At 67.3% G+C, this 17,448-nt stretch carries 14 protein-coding genes; 11 read left to right on the forward strand and 3 right to left on the reverse strand.

Annotation, left to right across the window (positions count from 1 at the left end; translation table 11 throughout):
• The first annotated feature begins 45 nt into the window (after positions 1-45).
• The 7 genes from coaE (at position 46) to EFY87_RS02560 (ending at position 7,599) form a co-directional block, all read left to right on the forward strand.
• Positions 46-1,269, forward strand: coding sequence for a dephospho-CoA kinase (gene coaE / locus EFY87_RS02530; RefSeq protein WP_123270202.1), 1,224 nt, complete (start codon positions 46-48; stop codon positions 1,267-1,269).
• A gap of 97 nt (positions 1,270-1,366) precedes the next feature.
• Positions 1,367-2,326 (forward strand): carbohydrate ABC transporter permease, encoded by a 960-nt coding sequence (locus EFY87_RS02535; RefSeq protein WP_123270203.1) that lies wholly within the window; start codon positions 1,367-1,369, stop codon positions 2,324-2,326.
• On the forward strand, positions 2,319-3,215 hold the full coding sequence (locus EFY87_RS02540) for a carbohydrate ABC transporter permease (protein WP_123269905.1): 897 nt from the start codon (positions 2,319-2,321) through the stop codon (positions 3,213-3,215). The genes EFY87_RS02535 and EFY87_RS02540 overlap by 8 nt, the downstream gene beginning before the upstream one ends.
• A gap of 27 nt (positions 3,216-3,242) precedes the next feature.
• Positions 3,243-4,580: an ABC transporter substrate-binding protein gene (locus EFY87_RS02545; protein ID WP_123269906.1), complete on the forward strand. Its 1,338-nt coding sequence runs from the start codon at positions 3,243-3,245 to the stop codon at positions 4,578-4,580.
• A 3-nt stretch (positions 4,581-4,583) separates the two neighbouring features.
• Complete coding sequence (locus tag EFY87_RS02550) at positions 4,584-5,660, forward strand: ABC transporter ATP-binding protein (RefSeq protein WP_123269907.1); 1,077 nt, start codon at positions 4,584-4,586, stop codon at positions 5,658-5,660.
• A 74-nt stretch (positions 5,661-5,734) separates the two neighbouring features.
• The gene (locus EFY87_RS02555) at positions 5,735-6,169 is read left to right on the forward strand and encodes a MarR family winged helix-turn-helix transcriptional regulator (RefSeq protein WP_148043221.1); all 435 of its coding nucleotides are present in this window, start codon (positions 5,735-5,737) and stop codon (positions 6,167-6,169) included.
• Positions 6,166-7,599, forward strand: a complete 1,434-nt coding sequence (locus tag EFY87_RS02560; protein ID WP_123269909.1) for an MFS transporter — start codon at positions 6,166-6,168, stop codon at positions 7,597-7,599. The genes EFY87_RS02555 and EFY87_RS02560 overlap by 4 nt, the downstream gene beginning before the upstream one ends.
• Positions 7,600-7,610: 11 nt before the next feature.
• On the opposite strand, the gene EFY87_RS02565 is transcribed toward EFY87_RS02560, so the two are convergent.
• A complete protein-coding gene (locus tag EFY87_RS02565; protein ID WP_123269910.1) occupies positions 7,611-8,963 on the reverse strand; it encodes a chloride channel protein in 1,353 nt (450 codons plus the stop codon).
• A 198-nt stretch (positions 8,964-9,161) separates the two neighbouring features.
• Here EFY87_RS02565 and EFY87_RS02570 point away from each other — a divergent pair, with 198 nt between their 5' ends.
• A complete protein-coding gene (locus tag EFY87_RS02570) occupies positions 9,162-9,929 on the forward strand; it encodes a GntR family transcriptional regulator (protein ID WP_220093469.1) in 768 nt (255 codons plus the stop codon).
• Positions 9,930-10,054: 125 nt separating this feature from the next.
• Entirely contained in the window at positions 10,055-11,104 is a 1,050-nt protein-coding gene (gene lplAB, locus EFY87_RS02575; RefSeq protein WP_123269912.1) for a lipoate-protein ligase LplAB, read from the forward strand.
• 204 nt (positions 11,105-11,308) lie between these two features.
• Here the strand turns inward: lplAB and EFY87_RS02580 are convergent, their stop codons facing one another.
• Positions 11,309-13,471, reverse strand: coding sequence for an MMPL family transporter (locus tag EFY87_RS02580; RefSeq protein ID WP_123269913.1), 2,163 nt, complete (start codon positions 13,469-13,471; stop codon positions 11,309-11,311).
• A gap of 160 nt (positions 13,472-13,631) precedes the next feature.
• Here EFY87_RS02580 and EFY87_RS02585 point away from each other — a divergent pair, with 160 nt between their 5' ends.
• Positions 13,632-13,892: a metal-sensitive transcriptional regulator gene (locus EFY87_RS02585; protein WP_123269914.1), complete on the forward strand. Its 261-nt coding sequence runs from the start codon at positions 13,632-13,634 to the stop codon at positions 13,890-13,892.
• Between the two features lie 35 nt (positions 13,893-13,927).
• Here EFY87_RS02585 and EFY87_RS02590 read toward each other — a convergent pair whose 3' ends face one another.
• Positions 13,928-15,184: a threonine/serine exporter family protein gene (locus EFY87_RS02590; protein WP_158607477.1), complete on the reverse strand. Its 1,257-nt coding sequence runs from the start codon at positions 15,182-15,184 to the stop codon at positions 13,928-13,930.
• Between the two features lie 60 nt (positions 15,185-15,244).
• Here EFY87_RS02590 and uvrB point away from each other — a divergent pair, with 60 nt between their 5' ends.
• Positions 15,245-17,356 (forward strand): excinuclease ABC subunit UvrB, encoded by a 2,112-nt coding sequence (uvrB, locus tag EFY87_RS02595; RefSeq protein ID WP_123269916.1) that lies wholly within the window; start codon positions 15,245-15,247, stop codon positions 17,354-17,356.
• Positions 17,357-17,448: the final 92 nt, after the last annotated feature.

A 17,448-nucleotide genomic window follows, 5' to 3' on the forward strand; every position in this document is an offset into this window, starting at 1 on the left:
GTCGAGGGTTCGGTCCGCGAAACACGCGGCGGATAGAGTCGCGTGGTGCTCTATGTGGGACTCAGCGGCGGCATCGGCTCGGGCAAGTCGACGGTGTCGGGGCACCTGACGCAACTCGGCGCGGTGGTGATCGACGCGGACCGGATTGCGCGCGAGGTGGTGGCGCCGGGCACCCCGGGACTCGCCGAGGTGGCCGCCCGTTTCGGATCCGAGGTGCTGCTGCCGGACGGTTCGCTCAACCGGCCGGCGCTCGGCGCGATCGTCTTCGCCGATGAGCCGGCGCGCCGCGATCTGGAGGCCATCACGCATCCGCGCATCGCCGAACAGACCCGGCGGCAACGCGCCGAGGCGCCGCGCGACGCGATCGTCGTGCACGACATGCCGCTGCTGGTCGAGGGCGATCTCGCGCCGGATCACCACCTGGCCGTGATCGTCGACGTGGCGGCGGAGACCCGGACGCAGCGCATCGTGCGCGACCGCGGGATGACCCCGGATGCTGCCAGGGCGCGGATCGCCGCACAGGCCACCGACGAGCAGCGGTATGCCGTGGCCGACGCGCTGCTGGACAACAACGGCACGCGCGAGGAGTTGCTCGATCAGGTGGAAACGCTGTGGCGAGAACGCCTTTCGCCATACAACGACAACCTGCTCGCCGATCGCGGCGTACGGCGACCGTTGCCGACCCGGCTGGCCGAGCCCGATCCGTCCTGGCCCGGCTTCGCCAGGCGGTCGATCGACCGCCTGCGCCGCCAGCTCGCTGCTGGAGGCCTCGGCGACCACGTGAAAGGCATCGACCACATCGGCTCCACGAGCGTGCCCGGCCTGGTGGCCAAGGAGGTGATCGATCTGCAAGTGCGGGTCGACGACCTGAAGCTGGCGTCCGGCGCGCCGTTCCGCACCGCGCTGCGCGCGGCGGGATTCGTCGAGGGCCGCCCGACGTCGGACACCGTCCACCCCTGGGAGCCCGACCCCGCGCGCTGGCAGAAGCTGTATTTCAACGGTGCGGACCCGGCGGTCGTCCACCATCTGCATGTGCGCCCCGCGGATGGTCCAGGTGCTGCTGCGGCGTTGCTCTTCCGCGACTGGTTGCGCGCCAATCCGGCCGAGTGCGAGGCGTATGCCGCGGAGAAGCGCCGGATCGCGCGGCTCCATCCGGGTCGCACCGAGGCCGACCGGCGCGCGTACCCGGCGGCGAAAGAACCGTGGATCGCCGCGGCTCTGGAGCGAGCCCGAGCGTGGCACACAAACCCCAGAACAACGGCCAGATAACAGTTCGGCGGCGCAGACCCAATGGTTACCCCCGTGTCAGCTCGCCGAGCACTAGTGTTCATGCCGTGTTATCCAACGACAGCCAAACTCTGTGCTCGTGACCGCGTCGCAACCAGCCCCCACTCTCGCGGGGCGGCCCAGTCCGCCCGACCCGGTCGGAGAACCGCCGCGCCGCAGCGGCAAACCGTATGGCGAGTGGCTGATCGCCGCCATCCTGTTGCTGCCCAACCTGGTGCTGCTGGTGGTGTTCACCTACCGGCCGCTGCTGGACAACATCCGGCTGTCGTTCACCGACTGGAACATCTCCTCGCCCTACGCCGACTACATCGGCTTCAAGAACTACGTCACCTGGTGGCACGACCCGAACTCCCATCAGGTGCTGAAGAACACGGTGATCTTCACCATCGCGACCGTGGCGCTCTCGATGGTGCTGGGGCTCGCGCTCGCGCTACTGCTTGATCAGAAGCTGCGCGGGCGAAACCTGGTGCGGTCGGTGATCTTCGCGCCGTTCGTGATTTCCGGAGCAGCTATCGGGATCGCCTTCCAGTTCGTGTTCGACCCCAACTTCGGCCTGGTGCATGACCTCGGCTATCGCATGGGCCTCACGGTGCCGAATTTCTATCAGCGCCCGGGTTGGGCACTGTTCATGGTGACCGCCACCTACGTGTGGAAGAACCTCGGCTACACCTTCGTCATCTATCTCGCGGCGCTGCAAGGTCGCCGTGCGGACCTCGACGAGGCGGCCGAGATCGACGGCGCGTCGGCCTGGCGGCGTTTCTACAAGGTGCTGCTGCCCCAGCTGCGACCGACCACGTTCTTCCTGTCGATCACCGTGCTGCTGAACTCTGTGCAGGTCTTCGACATCATCAACGTGATGACACGCGGTGGGCCGCAGGGTTACAGCACGTCGACGATGGTCTACCAGGTCTATCAGGAGACATTCGTCAACAGCAGGGCCGGATATGGCGCCACCATCGCGACCATCCTGTTCCTGATCCTCCTGGTGGTGACGGTCATTCAAGTGCGCGTGATGGACAGGGGGATGAAGAATGTCTGACACCAGCGCCGAGGTGGCCGTCGACGTCACCGGTGGCGGTGCCCACAACGCGGAGGCGATGTCCCACTCGGGACCGGCGATGAAGATCGCCGGGTATGCCGCGATGGTTGTCGTCTTCCTGGTGGTGGCGCTTCCGCTCTACTGGATCCTGGTCACCTCCTTCAAGCAACAGCAGGACATCTACACCCAGCCGGCGGAGTGGTGGCCGAAGCATTTCACGACCACGCCCTACCATGCCGCGACGACGCAGATCGCCTTCTGGGATTATGTTCGCAACTCGGTGATCATCACGGCTATCTTGTCGGTGACCAAGATCGTCCTCGGCGTGATCAGCGCCTACGCGCTGGCAATGCTGCGCTTTCCGGGACGGGGCCTGTTGTTCGTGGTGATCATCGCGGCGTTGATGGTGCCGAACCAGATCACCGTCATCTCCAATTACGCCCTGGTCAGCCAAATGGGGTGGCGCAACACTTATCAGGGGATCATCATTCCGTTGGCCGGAGTCGCCTTCGGCACCTTCCTGATGCGCAATCAGTTCCTGTCGTTGCCCGGAGAGATTATCGAATCGGCGAGAATGGACGGCGCCGGGCCGCTCAAGATGCTGTGGCGGGTGGTGCTGCCTATGTCCTGGCCAACGCTGATCGCGTTCTCGATCATCACCGTCGTCAACGAGTGGAACGAATATCTGTGGCCGTTCCTGATGTCGGACGATCAGCGGACCGGCACGTTGCCGATCGGATTGACCTTCCTGCAGAACAACGACGGAACCTCGCAATGGGCGCCGATCATGGCGGGCACCGTGCTCGCGATGCTGCCCGTACTCATTCTCTTCCTGGCCTTGCAACGACACATGATCAAGGGCTTGACCGCTGGCGCGGTCAAGGGCTGAACACCACCGGATAACAAGGAGTTCCACATGACAAACTTCACACGGCGCGGAGTGCTCACTGCGACGGGCGGTGCTGCCATCGCAGCGGGGCTCAGCGCGTGCGCCGGCACCGGCTCCAAGCCCAAGGGCGGCGGGACCGGCGGCAGCGGTGGTGGCGGCAACGGCGGTGGTAGCAGCAACACGATCAATTTCTGGAGCAATCACCCGGGGACTTCCCAGGCCACCGAGCAGAAGCTGATCGCCGCCTTCGAGAAGGCGAACCCGCACCTGAAGGTGACGCTGACCAATGCCGGTAAGAACTATGAGGAGGTGGCGCAGAAATTCAATGCTGCCCTCGCAGGCGGTGGCCTGCCGGACGTGGTCGTCGCCTCGGACGTGACCTGGTTCAACTTCGCGCTCAACAATAGGTTCGTCGACATCGGCGCGCTCTTCGCCAAGGAAGGATTGTCCACCACCGACTATGTCGACGGCCTGTATGCCGACTACAAGTACGACAACAAGCATTACGCCATCCCGTATGCGCGCTCGACCGTCGTCTTCTACTACAACAAGGACGTCTTCAAGAAGGCCGGCCTGCCGGACCGGTCGCCGACCTCGTGGGACGAGTTCACCGAGTGGGCGCCGAAGCTGAAGGCGGCCATCGGCCACGGGAAGACCGCGATGATCCTGGACGACGGCTCGAACTACTTGGACTGGACCTTCCAGGCGATCGTGTGGTCGTTCGGCGGCGCCTACTCCAAGGGCTGGACCCCGACGTTCACAGACCCCAAGACGATCAAGGCAACCCAACTGCTGCAGTCCTGGGCGATGAACGGCTATATCAAGACCTCTGCCAACTCGGCGAGCGATTTCAGCGCCGGCCTCGGCGCCGTGCTCCTGGAGTCCACCGGAGACCTCGGCAGTTTCAAGAGCGTGCCGTTCGAGCTCGGTGTTGGATTCGTGCCCGCACCCGGCGGCGTGAAGTGCTGCCCGACCGGAGGCGCCGGCGTCGCCATACCGTCCGGGATCTCGGCCGATCGCCAGGCGAACGCCGCGAAGTTCGTGGAGTTCCTGACCAACGCGCAGAGCACGGACACCTTCACCCAGGCGACCGGGTACATGCCGGTGCGCAAGTCGGCGCTGAAGCTTCCCGACGAGGTGGCCTACCTCAAGGCGCACCCGAACTTCAAGGTCGCGGTGGATCAGTTGCCGTACACCCGGCCGCAGGACTACGCCCGGGTGTTCGTGCCCGGCGGTGGTACGTCCATCGGGCAGGCGCTCGACAAGATCGTCTCGGGGTCCGACGTGACCTCGACGATGAAGGGTCTGGACGCGACGATCACCTCGGCGTACAACTCGCAGGTGAAGCCGAAGCTCAAGGCCTGATCCGTGGCATCTGTTTACTTCGACGGGGCGACCCGGCTGCACAAGGGCAACACCAAGCCCTCGGTGGACAGCGTCACGCTGGACATCGAGGACGGCGAATTCCTCGTGCTGGTCGGGCCGTCCGGCTGCGGCAAGTCCACGACCCTGCGCATGCTCGCCGGTCTGGAGCCGGTCGACGCAGGCCGGATCCTGATCGACGGGCACGACCAGAAGGGCGTGCGGCCGCGCGACCGCGACGTCGCGATGGTGTTCCAGAGCTACGCGCTCTACCCGAACATGAGCGCCGAGGAGAACATGGCGTTCGCGCTGCGCAACGGCGGGATGAGCAAGGCCGAGGCGCGGCAGCGGGTGCACGAGGCGGCCGAGATCCTCGAGCTGTCGCCGCTGCTGGGCCGCAAGCCCGGGCAGATGTCGGGTGGCCAGCGGCAGCGGGTGGCTATGGGCCGCGCGATCGTGCGCAACCCCAAGGTCTTCTGCATGGACGAGCCGCTGTCCAACCTCGACGCGAAGCTGCGGGTCTCGACGCGTGCGCAGATCGCCGCGCTGCAGCGGCGGCTCGGGGTCACCACGGTCTACGTCACGCACGACCAGACCGAGGCGATGACGATGGGGCATCGAGTCGCCGTGCTCAAGGACGGTGTCCTGCAGCAGGTGGACACGCCGGAGGTGCTCTACGACCACCCGGTCAATACCTTCGTCGCCGGCTTCATCGGCTCTCCGGCGATCAACCTGATCGACGCGAAGGTGCACGACGGACGCGCCGAGTTCTTCGGTGCGACAACGCCGTTGGAGCGCGACCGGATTGGCGACGCCGCGAGCGTGACGATCGGCGTGCGCCCGGAGTCGTGGACGGTCGCCGACGCGCTGGACAAGAACGGCGTGGCGCTCAAGGTCGATCTGGTCGAGTCACTCGGCGCGGAGGTGTTCATCTACGGTTCGCCGGAGATGGACGAGGAGGCGAAGCGCATCACCGTACGCACGGACAAGAAGCACCGGCCGGCAGTCGGTGACATCGTGCGGGTGACGCCGGTAGCTGACGAGGTGCACGTCTTCGACGCGTCGTCCGGCGAACGGCTCTGACCTGGCCACCTGAGGTTCATGTCGCTGGGCAGGCCTGCCACACCGCAATTTAATTGTGTGATTACAATAGTTGTGTGACAACAACTAAAACCACACCCGTTGCGGTCTGGCTCGGCCTGGCTGCGCTTGTCATGGACAACAAGTGGCTGGTGCGCGACCTGTTGCAGGACCGGACAGGTGGCATGCCCTGGAACGGTTACCGGGTGCTGCGCCGGGTCGAACGTGGACCGATGTCCCAGGGGGAGCTCGCCGAGCGGATGGACATCGACGCGCCGGCCGCGTCGGTGCTCGTCAGTGACCTCGTCGAGCGCGGGTATGTCGAGCGCGTCGCGGACGCACAGGACGGCCGCCGCAAGCTGGTGCACCTCACGACGGACGGGCAGGAACTGCTGGAATCCCTGCGGTCGGCTGCTGACGTCATACCGTCGCCGGTGTCGACCCTCACCGGGTCGGAGCGGCGCGAACTGACCCGGCTGATCGACAAGATGCGTGCGGCGGCGGAGAAGTGAACGCGGACGAGACGCCGCTGAGTCGCGGTCGCCGGCTGGCGGTGCTGGCGATCTGCTGTTCCAGTCTGTTCATCGTCGGCATCGACTCGACCGGGGTCAACCTGGCCATCCCGTCGATCGGGCGGGAGTTGCACGCGAGCGGCTCACAACTGCAGTGGGTCATCGACGCCTACACGCTGGTCCTGGCCAGCCTGCTGATGCTCTCCGGCTCCACCGCCGACCGGGTGGGGCGGCGGCGGGTCTTCCAGATCGGGCTGGTCGCCTTCGGCCTGGGTTCGATCTGCTGCTCGCTGGCGCCGGATCCAGGGCTGCTGATCGGTGCGCGGATGCTGCAGGCGATCGGTGGATCGATGCTGAATCCGGTCGCAATGTCCATCATTACCAACACTTTTCGCGACCCGCGCGAACGCGCGCAGGCGATCGGCATGTGGGGCGGCGTCATCGGGCTGTCGATGGCGCTCGGGCCGATCATCGGCGGGGCGCTGGTCGCCGGTTTCGGCTGGCGGGCCATCTTCTGGCTGAACGTGCCGGTGGTGCTCGCTGCCGTCACACTCACGCACCTGTACGTGCCCGAGTCCCGTGCGGCGCACGTGCGGCGGCTGGACCCGGTGGCGCAGTGTCTGGTCGTGCTGCTGCTGACCGGGGTCACGTACGGCATCATCGAGGGCGGCTCGCGGGGCTGGACGTCGGTGGTGATCCTCGGCTGCTTCCTGGTGGCGCTGCTCTCTCTGGTGGCACTGGTGTGGTGGGAGCTGCGCAGGAAGGAGCCGTTGCTGGATCCGCGCTTCTTCCGCAGCATTCCGTTCAGCGGTGCGGTGGTTGCCGCGATCGTCGGTTTCTGCGCGATGGCCGGCTTCCTCTTCCTGAACACCCTGTATCTGCAGGACGTTCGAGGTATGTCGGCACTGCACGCCGGGCTGATGACGCTGCCGATGGCGGTGTCCGTTGCGCTGTTCGCGCCGGTGTCCGGCCGGGTCGTGGGGGACCGGGGTGTCCGGCTGCCGCTGGTCGTCGCGGGCGTCGGCATCGGGCTGAGCGCGGTGCTGCTGATGCGGCTGGACGAGCACACCAGCCTGGTCTACCTGGGCTTCGCCTACCTGTGCTTCGGGATCGGCTTCGGGATGCTGAACGCGCCGATCACCAACTCGGCGATGTCCGGTATGCCGCGGGAGCAGGCCGGGGTGGCGGCCGCCATCGCGTCCACGAGCCGCCAGGTCGGTGGATCCCTCGGGGTTGCAGTGCTCCCGGCGATTGCGTTCGGGCAACTGCACACCAGCATGGCGCACGGTCTGGCGCAGGCCACGCACCCTGCCTGGCTGGTGATGCTCGGCTGTGGAATCGTGTTGCTGGTGCTTGCTTTCGGGCTCACCGGCGGTCTGGCGCTGCGCTCGAGCGAGCGCGTGGCGGCGGAGCTGGGTTCCTCCCTCTGATTGAGCAGGCCTCATCGCGCACGAGTGGGTCGTCGACGGCCCACCCTGCCCAGGGCCATCCGTCGCTGCGTCGGGTCCTGCGGGTGCCGCATCCGGTAGATCGCCGTTGCGCCGATCGCGGTGATCAAGAAGCAGATCAGCTCCCACGGCGCGGGGCGGGCCAGTTCCCAGGTGAAGAACACTGCGAAGAATGGCGCCTCCTGCGTGGTTGCCAGGCAGCCCGCCGCGGCGACCAGTGCGAAGCTCGGGACGTCGGCCGGGACGCCGAAATGCCGAAGTACGACCGCGACCGACGCGCCGAATGCGGCGCCGGTGGCCATGGACGGTGTCAGCAGCCCGCCCGTCGCGCCGGTGCGCAAGAACATGGCGGTCACCAGCGGCTTCAGCGCGACGAGTGCGACAAGGAGGAGGAGCGACCGATCGCCGTCGGCGATCGCGTCGATGACCGCCTTGCCGTTGCCGAACAGTTCGGGTGCCCACCAGCCGATCAGCCCCAGAATCGCGCTCGCCGACCCGATCGAAACCACCAGCCGGACGGTGGGTCCGGTGTGCCGGTCCTGCGCCGCGCTGGTGATCCGGGAGAAAACCCGCCCGAGCAGCAGACACGGGACGATGGCCACGATGCTCCACAGCGCCACGGGAACCCAGTCGGTGGTCCCGCCGGGCAGGTGATAGGTCGGGGCAGTGCCGTGCACGAACCACAGCACGCTGGTGCCGAGGAACGACACGCTCAGCGAGATGGCGGCGGCGCTGAGCCGGCGAGTGCGCAGGATGACCTCCACCGCGAACAGGGCACCGGCGATCGGGGTGTTGTAGACCGCGGACAGCCCTGCACCCGCGGCGCCGGCGATCAGCGCCTGCCGCGCGGGGTCAGCAAGCCGGAGCCGCTGCGTTGCGGCCGAAGCAAGGACGGCGGCAGTCTGGCGTGGTGCGCCTTCGCGCCCTATCGAGGCGCCGGATCCCACGACGAGAACCTGCAAGAAGGCGTCGACGACGACGGTCCCCAGGTGACGTGTCGCTGCCGGGTCGCGCACGATGTCGTTCAACGACGGGACGTGGCGGTGGCGCCGCACCAGCCACCAGCCGGCGCCGGAGAGCAGCCCGCCGACCGCCGGGCCGACGACCCGCCGCCAGTCCGGCGCAGTCTCGACTCCGGTGAGGAACCCGCCGCCGGAGTAGCCGAACGTCAGGTGCTCGACCGCGCGCAGCACGAACGTGAGTGTGACGCCGGCGATGCCGGACAGCAACCCGGCGGCCACGATGGCGAGCCCGAGGGTCGCGATCCGGTGCACGGCGTTGGGCGCCCCGACCGCACCAGGCGCCGGCTTCTCCCGGGCGGCCGACTCGGTGAAATGTCGGGACATCTACTGCCCCTTCTACTGGATCGGTGATCGGGCAATCTTCCCAGTGTGTTCCGTAAGCAGGTTGGGAAATATGCGTCGCGAGCTGGTGGGCGGCGCCCGCCATACTCATATGTACGTACATATTAACGTATGGCGAGCATGCCGTGGGTGAGGCCCCATTCCTTGCCGGCTCGGCACCATCGCGCACACTGGATGGTCATGAATGCCCGCATCGATCGGTCGAGCCGAATTCCGCTCTGGCGGCAGATCCGCGACGACATCGGCACGCGTATCTCGCGCCACGAGTTTGCCGACGCATTCCCTCCCGAGTCACGACTGCAGGAGGAGTATGGCGTCAGCAGGCAGACGATCCGGCAGGCGTTGCGCCAGCTGCGGGAGGACGGTGTGGTGACCGCCCAGCGCGGCCGGACGCCGAGGCTTGCGACTCCGACTGAGATCGAGCAGCCACTGGGTGCCCTCTACAGTCTGTTCGACTCGGTCCGGGCGACCGGCATCAGCCAGCACAGCATCGTGCGCGAGCTCGCCGTGACGACCGACGCCACTGTCGCGGACCGGCTCGGTCTGGACAGGACGGAGCCGTTGCTGCACCTAGCCAGGCTGCGACTGGCCGGAGACGAACCGCTCGCGCTCGACGAGGTCTGGCTTCCGGCCGGCATCGCACACCCGCTGCTCGACGTCGATTGGCACAACACGGGCTTCTACGAGGAGCTGGGACGTCGTTGCGGCGTGCGACTGACATCCGGTGAGGAACACTTGCGGGCCGTCATACCCACGGCGAGCGATCGTGCAGCGCTGCAGCTGCCCCGGGACACCGCTGTGTTCGCCATCGACCGGCTCGGGATCTCGCACGACCGGCCCCTGGAGTGGCGGCACACTCTGGTGCGCGGGGACCGGTTCAGTATGACGGCTCGGTTCGATGCGCGGAGCGGCTACCTGCTGGGGATCGACTCCGCTCGCGGCGACTGATCGAGCGGACCCGATCGCGCACGAAAGGACCCCTTCTCACCTCCATGTTGTGGGTCCTCTCGATCCGGATGGGGTCCACTCGATCCACTGGCGGTGGCCGGTTCCCGCCCTCGTAGCCTGGATGCATGCGTGGTGAATACAAGGTTCCCGGAGGCAAGCTGGTCGCGGTCGACGTCGAGGTCGAATCCGGTCGGCTGGCAAGGGTTTCGGTGTCCGGCGACTTCTTCCTGGAGCCGGACGAGGCGCTGGAGGACATCGAAGCGGCACTCACCGGGATGCCTGCGGACGCGTCGGTGGATCAGCTCGCCGGCGCGATCAATGGTGCGCTCGACCCCTCGGTGCGGCTGATCGGGTTCACCGCGGACGCGGTGGGCGTGGCGGTACGACGGGCGCTCGGCAAGGCCACCGGCTGGGCGGACCACACGTTCGACGTCATACCGGCGACGGTGCTGCCACCGGTGATGCATGTCGCGCTCGACGAGGTGATCGCGCACGAGGTGGCCATCGGCACCCGCCCGCCGACGCTGCGGTTCTGGGACTGGGACTCACCGCTGGTGGTGATCGGTTCGTTCCAGAGCTTCCGCAACGAGATCGACGCGGATGGCGCGGCGAAGTACGGAATCGACGTCGTGCGAAGGGTTTCCGGCGGTGGCGCGATGTTCATGGAGCCGGGCAACTGCATCACCTACTCGCTCGTCGTGCCGTCCTCAATGGTCGAAGGACTCAGCTTCGAGCGGTCCTACGCGTTCCTGGACGAATGGGTGATGGGTGCGCTCGCCGAGGTGGGAGTCAGCGCACACTACGTGCCGCTCAACGACATCGCGTCCGACAAGGGCAAGATCGCCGGAGCGGCGCAGAAGCGGTTCGCCGACGGTGCGGTGCTGCACCACGTGACCATGTCCTACGACATCGACGCCGGCAAGATGCTTGAGGTGCTGCGCATCGGGCGGGAGAAGATGTCCGACAAGGGCACCACGTCGGCAAACAAGCGGGTCGATCCGATGCGGTCCCAGACTGGGCTGCCGCGAGAGCAGATCCTGGAGAGCTTCACGCAGTCGTTCCTCGCGCGCTATCCGAGCCGGCTTGCGTCATACACCTCGGACGAACTGGAGCAGGCACGCGCCCTGGTCGATGAGAAGTTCGGCACTGCGGAGTGGACGCACCGCGTGCCGTGAGCAGCAGCCGGATCAGCTGCGCCGGCGGAAGAGTCGTCGCAGCGAGCTGGCCTGCTCAGGTACCGGCTGGTGTCCGGGGCACCGGTCCGCCGCAGGCACCCGGGACATCACCTGATCCACGTGCTGGCCGCAGCCGGCCCAGGTCGTCTTGCCACACGTCTTGCATTTCACTGCACGGCACATTGTGTTGATCCTCCTATGGATTCAGTGGTGTGCGAAACGGATCGAAGGCAGCACGCGCTGTAGCAGGCGCGGGCTCCACCAGGCAGCTCGACCGGTGAGCCGCAGCAGCACGGGCAGCAGCACGAGGCGGACCAGGAACGCATCCAGCAAGACGGCGAAGCCGAGGATGACGCCCATCTCCTTGGGCGGCAGCGGCCCGGAGAGCGCGAAGGTGAAGAAGACCGCGACCATGACTGCTCCGGCCGCGAAGATCACTCGGCCGGAGTGGGCGACGGCTCCGACCATTGCTTCCCTAGCGTCCCCGGACTCTTCCCAGTGCTCCTTAGCCGATGCCAGGAGGAACACGGTGTAGTCCATCGCGATGGCGAAGATCATCGCGAAGAAGAACACTGGTGCCCAAGCGTCGAGGAAGCCCTGCGGCTCGAAGTGCAGCAGGCCGCTGCCGAGGCCGTCCTGGAAGATCAGCCGGGCAACGCCGAAGGCGGCCGCGGTTGACAAGAGGCTGGCGAGGGTGCCGAGCAGCGCGATCAAGGGTGCCTGCAACGCGATGAGCAACAGGAGGAAGCCGAGCCCGAGCACGACCGCGATGACGATCGGCGTGCTGCGATCCAGCTGGGACTTGAGATCCAGATTCTCCACGGCGGCGCCACCGACGAGGGTGCCGGACGGCAGTTCGACGCGCAGTCGCCCGACCGTATGTGCGAGTGCCGGATCGGACGGGTCGACACGCGGCACTGCTTGGAGCAGCACCCATTTCGAGCCGTCGGCGGCAGTCTGTGGTGGCATCACTCCCGCGATTCCTGGGTCGTGGCGCAGTGTGTGCACGGCAATTGCCGTGTCGGTCGAGTCGGTGAGGATCTGCAGGGTGCCGGGCGCTCCGGGGCCGAATGCCGCCTGCACCCGGTCGTAGCCGACCCGCGCCGCGGAGTGGTCGGGCAGGACCTTGATCGAGGGCATCGCGGTCCGCAGCCCCGTGATCGGGGCGGCGAGGGCGAGCAGGATCACCAGGGCGGCTCCGCCGAAGAGCAGTGGCTGGCGCCATAGCCGTTCTCCCCAGCGGGCGAAGCGCGGCGAGCGGTGCTCTCCGGAGTGGACCCAGGGCAGTGACAGTTTGTCGATGCGCCGGTCCAGGGTGAACAGCACCAGCGGTAGCAGGGTGAGCGTCGCGGCGAGCACGAACACGACCGAGAGCATGATGCCTCCGGCCATGGACCGGAATGCCGGTGACGGCACGAGCAAGACCGCGGACAACGACACCAGCACGGTCAGCCCGGACAGCAGGACCGCCTTTCCGGCGGTGTCCATCGTCTGTGCGATGGCGGTCTCGCGCGGCGCATCGTGGCCAATGCGTGCCGCCCGGTAGCGCACGACGAGAAAGAGCGCATAGTCGATGCCCAGCGCGAGCGCGAACATCATCGCGAAGTTCATCGCCCAGATGGACACCGGCACCAGTGAGTTGATCAGCACGAGCGAGCCGGCAGACGCGAGCAGTCCGGACAGAGTGAGCACCAGTGGCAGCCCCGCCGCCACGAGGGCTCCGAACGCCAGCACCAGGATGGCCAGCGTGATCGGCCAGGACAGCATCTCCGACTTCATCATCGCCGACAGGTTCGCGGCGTTGAAATCGGACCAGAGCATCGAGGCTCCGGTCGGGGTGACCTGCACTCCGTTGCTGTCGAGCCGTTCCAGCGGTCCCTTCAGGTCGGTCGCCGCCTTGACCATCTCGTTGGTGTCCGCGCCGGCTCCGGCGATCAGGATCGCGGTGTGCCGGTCACGGCTGATCGTCATACCCGGCTGCGGCTGGACGACCCGGGCGATCCGGTGATCGCGCTGCAGTATGGCGGTGGCCTCGCGCAGAGCGGCGGCGCCCTTGCCCTGCAGCACGTCACCGTCGGAGCGGACGACCACTTGGATGGCCGCGCTGTCGTCGCCGCCGAAGTGCTTGCCCGCCACCTGCCGCGCGGCGACCGACTGCGAGCCCTCTGCCTGCCAGCCTGCGCCGGACAGACTCGCTTCGACGCGGGGCGCGAAGAAGCCCAGTCCGACGACCACGAGGATCCAGGCGACGATGACGACGCGGGCGTGGGTGGCCACCCAGACGCCGAGGCGCCCTAGTGGTCCGGCCTGGAAGCCTTGGGTCCGGTCTGTGGCCGGTGGGGCGACCGCCCGGGTGGTGTCCGCCATGTCCTGGGGTCCCTCTCGAAGTATCCGGTCCGGGGTGGGCAGCGATGAGCATATCCCCCCGGGGGGTTATGTGGACGACTCTATCTAACCCCCCTGGGGGATGTAAAATGACGTGCCTGACCAACTCGTGGTCGGCATGACGGGAAGGCGGAGTGCTGGGATGGAGCTCGCACCAGAAGAGATGAAAAGGATCGTCGTCCGGATGAAGCGTGCTCATGGTCACCTGGGCAGCGTGATCCGGATGATCGAGGAAGGCGCGGAATGCGAGGACGTGCTGACCCAGTTGGCCGCAGTCAACAAGGCGCTGGCCCGCAGCGCCTTTGCGATCGTCGCTACCGGGCTGGAGCAGTGCCTGCGCGATGACGACACGGACACTGTCGACCGGGCACGGCTGGAGAAGCTGTTCCTCGCGCTCGCCTGACCGCTGCGAGGCTGTGCCGAACTGGACCGCGCGGGTTACAGCCGCTCGACGTCGGCGACGTCGCCGAGTTCGGCGACCCGGCGCTGTGCCGGATCCAGCAGCCGGTCGAGCGCCCGCCCGGCCGAGCTGCCGATGAGAGTGCCCGCCGCGACGGCGACGACCGAGCCGATCGCGAGCGTCGCGGCGTCGAAACCCGCTTGCCCTGTCGCCAATTCGGCGGTGCTGAGCAGTCCGAGGCTACCCGGCACGAGCAGCCAGAAGGCGGGCAGGAAGACCACCAGCCGCAGCGGTCGCCCGGAGAAGCGTGGGACGAGGTTTGCGGCGAAACCGGCCACGGCCGCTCCGGCGAGCGCGCCGAGGATGAGCCCGGCGGCGGCCTGCACGATCGACTGCGTCGCGAACGTCAGCGCCAGCACGACGAAGATCCACGGGATCGCCGCGCGGGACGCCGCGACGTTGACGACGATGCCGCAGCCGATCACCGCGACACCGATGTATGGCGCGAGCGGTCCGAGGTCCTGCGCACGCACGTTGGTCAGCGCGGACAGGTGCTCGCCGGTTACGGACACCGCCGCGAAGAGCCCGACCGCGAAGAGCACGAGTTGCATCACGCCCGAGACCAGCCGCGACGAGCCGGCGACGGCGGCTCCCGAGGCAATCTCGGACATGCCGGTGACGATCATCGAGCCGGGCAGCAGCACCGCGAACGACGCGATCATCGTCCGCAGAGTGCCCTCCAGAGGCCAGTGCTGCGCGACGAGGAGGACGAGGACGGCCACGGCGAATGAGGCGAGCAGGGGGAGCAGGGTGCGGATCACGGTGATCCGGCGACTGAGGACGACCAGCGCGGCCACGAGCAGTGAGCTTGCGGCAGCCGTCACCAGGTCACGCCAGGTGGGCTGCAAGATCGCGCAGATGCCAGTGCCGATCGCCACCATCGCCAGGTCGCTCGCCCACGCCGGCCGGGACGACGGCATCGCCTCGATCGCGTCGAGTTCGCCGATGGCCACAGGGACGGTGGTCGCGCCGCGCATCAGCCGTTCGTAGACGTCCTGCACCCGGGTGACCTGCTCGAAGCGCAGGGTCCCGCTCACCGGCTCGAAGCCGATGCCATCGCTCGCGCTCAGTCCGACGAACAGCCCGGTCGGGGTTGCGGCGGCACGCGCGCCGGGCGCTCCGAGGCTGCGGCCGAGGACCGTGACCTGCCGTTCCACATCGGGCACCGGCGTGCCTCCCGCGAGCAGGGCGCTGCCCATCCGGAGCAGCACTTCACGAGTCGGGCCGGTCGTCATACCGACCATGATGCCGGTGCGGGAACACAGCCTGTCAGTGGTGGCGTTTACCGTGTCGGTATGCGCCCCACCACTGACTTGCAGCGTCGTGTCGCGCCGTTCGAGGTGATCTCCGAATACACCCCGAGCGGCGACCAGCCGACCGCGATCGCCGATCTGGCGCGCCGGGTGAAGGCGGGGGAGCAGGACACCGTGCTGCTCGGCGCGACCGGCACCGGCAAGTCCGCGACCACCGCATGGCTGATCGAGCAGGTGCAGCGGCCGACGCTGGTGATGGCGCCCAACAAGACGCTCGCCGCGCAGCTGGCCAACGAGTTCCGGGAGCTGTTGCCGCACAACGCCGTCGAATACTTCGTCTCCTACTACGACTACTACCAGCCCGAGGCCTACATCCCGCAGACCGACACCTACATCGAGAAGGACTCCTCGATCAACGACGAGGTCGAGCGGCTGCGGCACAGCGCCACCAACTCGCTGCTGACCCGACGGGACGTGATCGTGGTCGCGTCCGTGTCGTGCATCTACGGCCTGGGCACTCCGCAGGAGTATGTCGACCGCATGCAGCCGTTGCGGGTCGGCGACCAGCTGGACCGCGACGACCTGCTGCGCAGGTTCGTGCAGATGCAATACACCCGCAACGACCTCGCCTTCACGCGCGGCACGTTCCGGGTGCGCGGCGACACCGTCGAGATCATCCCGGTCTACGAGGAGCTGGCGATCCGCATCGAGTTCTTCGGCGACGAGATCGAGCGTCTCTACACGCTGCACCCGCTGACCGGTGAGGTCGTGCGCGAGGAGCAGGAGATGTACGTCTTCCCGGCGTCGCACTACGTTGCCGGGCCGGAGCGGATGGAGCGCGCGATCTCGTCCATCGAGGCCGAGCTCGAAGACCGGCTGAAAACGCTGGAGAAGCAGGGAAAGCTGCTGGAGGCGCAGCGGCTACGCATGCGGACGACCTACGACATCGAGATGATGCGCCAGGTCGGCTCGTGCTCCGGCATCGAGAACTACTCGCGGCATATCGATGGCCGGGGGCCGGGCAGCGCACCCAACTGCCTGCTCGACTACTTCCCCGAGGACTTCCTGCTCGTCATCGACGAGTCGCACCAGACGGTGCCGCAGATCGGCGCGATGTACGAGGGCGACATGTCCCGCAAGCGGATGCTCGTCGACCACGGGTTCCGGCTGCCGAGTGCGATGGACAACCGCCCGTTGCGCTGGGAGGAGTTCCTGGAGCGCATCGGCCAGACCATTTACCTGTCGGCGACGCCGGGCGACTACGAGCTGGCCAAGGCCGACGGCGTGGTCGAGCAGGTCATCCGGCCGACCGGCCTGGTCGACCCCGAGATCGTGCTCAAGCCGACCAAGGGCCAGATCGACGACCTGTTGCACGAGATCCACGAACGCACCGCGCGTGACGAGCGGGTGCTGGTGACGACCCTGACCAAGAAGATGGCCGAGGACCTGACCGACTACCTGCTGGAGAAGGGTGTCCGGGTCCGTTATCTGCACTCCGAGGTCGACACGCTGCGCCGGGTCGAGCTGTTGCGCGAGCTGCGGCTCGGCGAGTTCGACGTGCTGGTCGGCATCAACCTGTTGCGGGAGGGTCTCGACCTGCCCGAAGTGTCGCTGGTGAGCATTCTCGATGCCGACAAGGAGGGCTTCCTGCGCTCCGCGCGATCGCTGATCCAGACGATCGGTCGTGCCGCCCGCAACGTGTCGGGCCAGGTGCACATGTATGCCGACAAGGTGACTCCCTCGATGCAGGAGGCGATCGACGAGACCCACCGGCGGCGGGAGAAGCAGCTGGCCTACAACAAGGAAGCGGGCGTCGATCCGCAGCCGCTGCGCAAGAAGATCGCCGACATCACCGACATGTTGCAGCGTGAGGACGCCGACACCGATGCGCTAATGGGCAGCGGACGGGCGCAGTCGCGCGGCAAGGCCGACGGACGCGGCAAGCGGGGTGGCCGTGGCGCAGACGCCGAAGTCGCAGGAGCCGCAAGGGTTTCCGGACTTCCGGCGTCCGACCTGGCGAGTCTCATCCAGGAGCTCACGGAGCAGATGCACCAGGCCGCAGCCGACCTGCATTTCGAGCTGGCGGCCCGGCTGCGCGACGAGCTTGGCGACCTCAAGAAGGAGCTGCGGCAGATGCAGGCCGCCACCAAGTAGCTCCCGGGTGGGCGTTGGTGCGGTCTATGTCGCGCTGGTGCGTCGTATCACCCGAACAGTGTCCCGACGTCGCGACGGTCGCGCGTTAGGGA

This window comes from Flexivirga caeni (genome assembly GCF_003724155.1).
GTDB classification, from domain to species: domain Bacteria; phylum Actinomycetota; class Actinomycetes; order Actinomycetales; family Dermatophilaceae; genus Flexivirga; species Flexivirga caeni.

Excerpts from the sequence above, each read along its gene's own strand:
- EFY87_RS02565 (WP_123269910.1), bottom strand. The coding sequence starts at position 8,963 with ATGTCCCGACATTTCACCGAGTCGGCCGCCCGGGAGAAGCCGGCGCCT.
- lplAB (WP_123269912.1), top strand. The coding sequence starts at position 10,055 with ATGCGTGGTGAATACAAGGTTCCCGGAGGCAAGCTGGTCGCGGTCGAC.
- EFY87_RS02570 (WP_220093469.1), top strand. The coding sequence starts at position 9,162 with ATGAATGCCCGCATCGATCGGTCGAGCCGAATTCCGCTCTGGCGGCAG.
- uvrB (WP_123269916.1), top strand. The coding sequence starts at position 15,245 with ATGCGCCCCACCACTGACTTGCAGCGTCGTGTCGCGCCGTTCGAGGTG.
- EFY87_RS02540 (WP_123269905.1), top strand. The coding sequence starts at position 2,319 with ATGTCTGACACCAGCGCCGAGGTGGCCGTCGACGTCACCGGTGGCGGT.
- EFY87_RS02545 (WP_123269906.1), top strand. The coding sequence starts at position 3,243 with ATGACAAACTTCACACGGCGCGGAGTGCTCACTGCGACGGGCGGTGCT.
- EFY87_RS02590 (WP_158607477.1), bottom strand. The coding sequence starts at position 15,184 with ATGACGACCGGCCCGACTCGTGAAGTGCTGCTCCGGATGGGCAGCGCC.
- EFY87_RS02585 (WP_123269914.1), top strand. The coding sequence starts at position 13,632 with ATGGAGCTCGCACCAGAAGAGATGAAAAGGATCGTCGTCCGGATGAAG.
- EFY87_RS02580 (WP_123269913.1), bottom strand. The coding sequence starts at position 13,471 with ATGGCGGACACCACCCGGGCGGTCGCCCCACCGGCCACAGACCGGACC.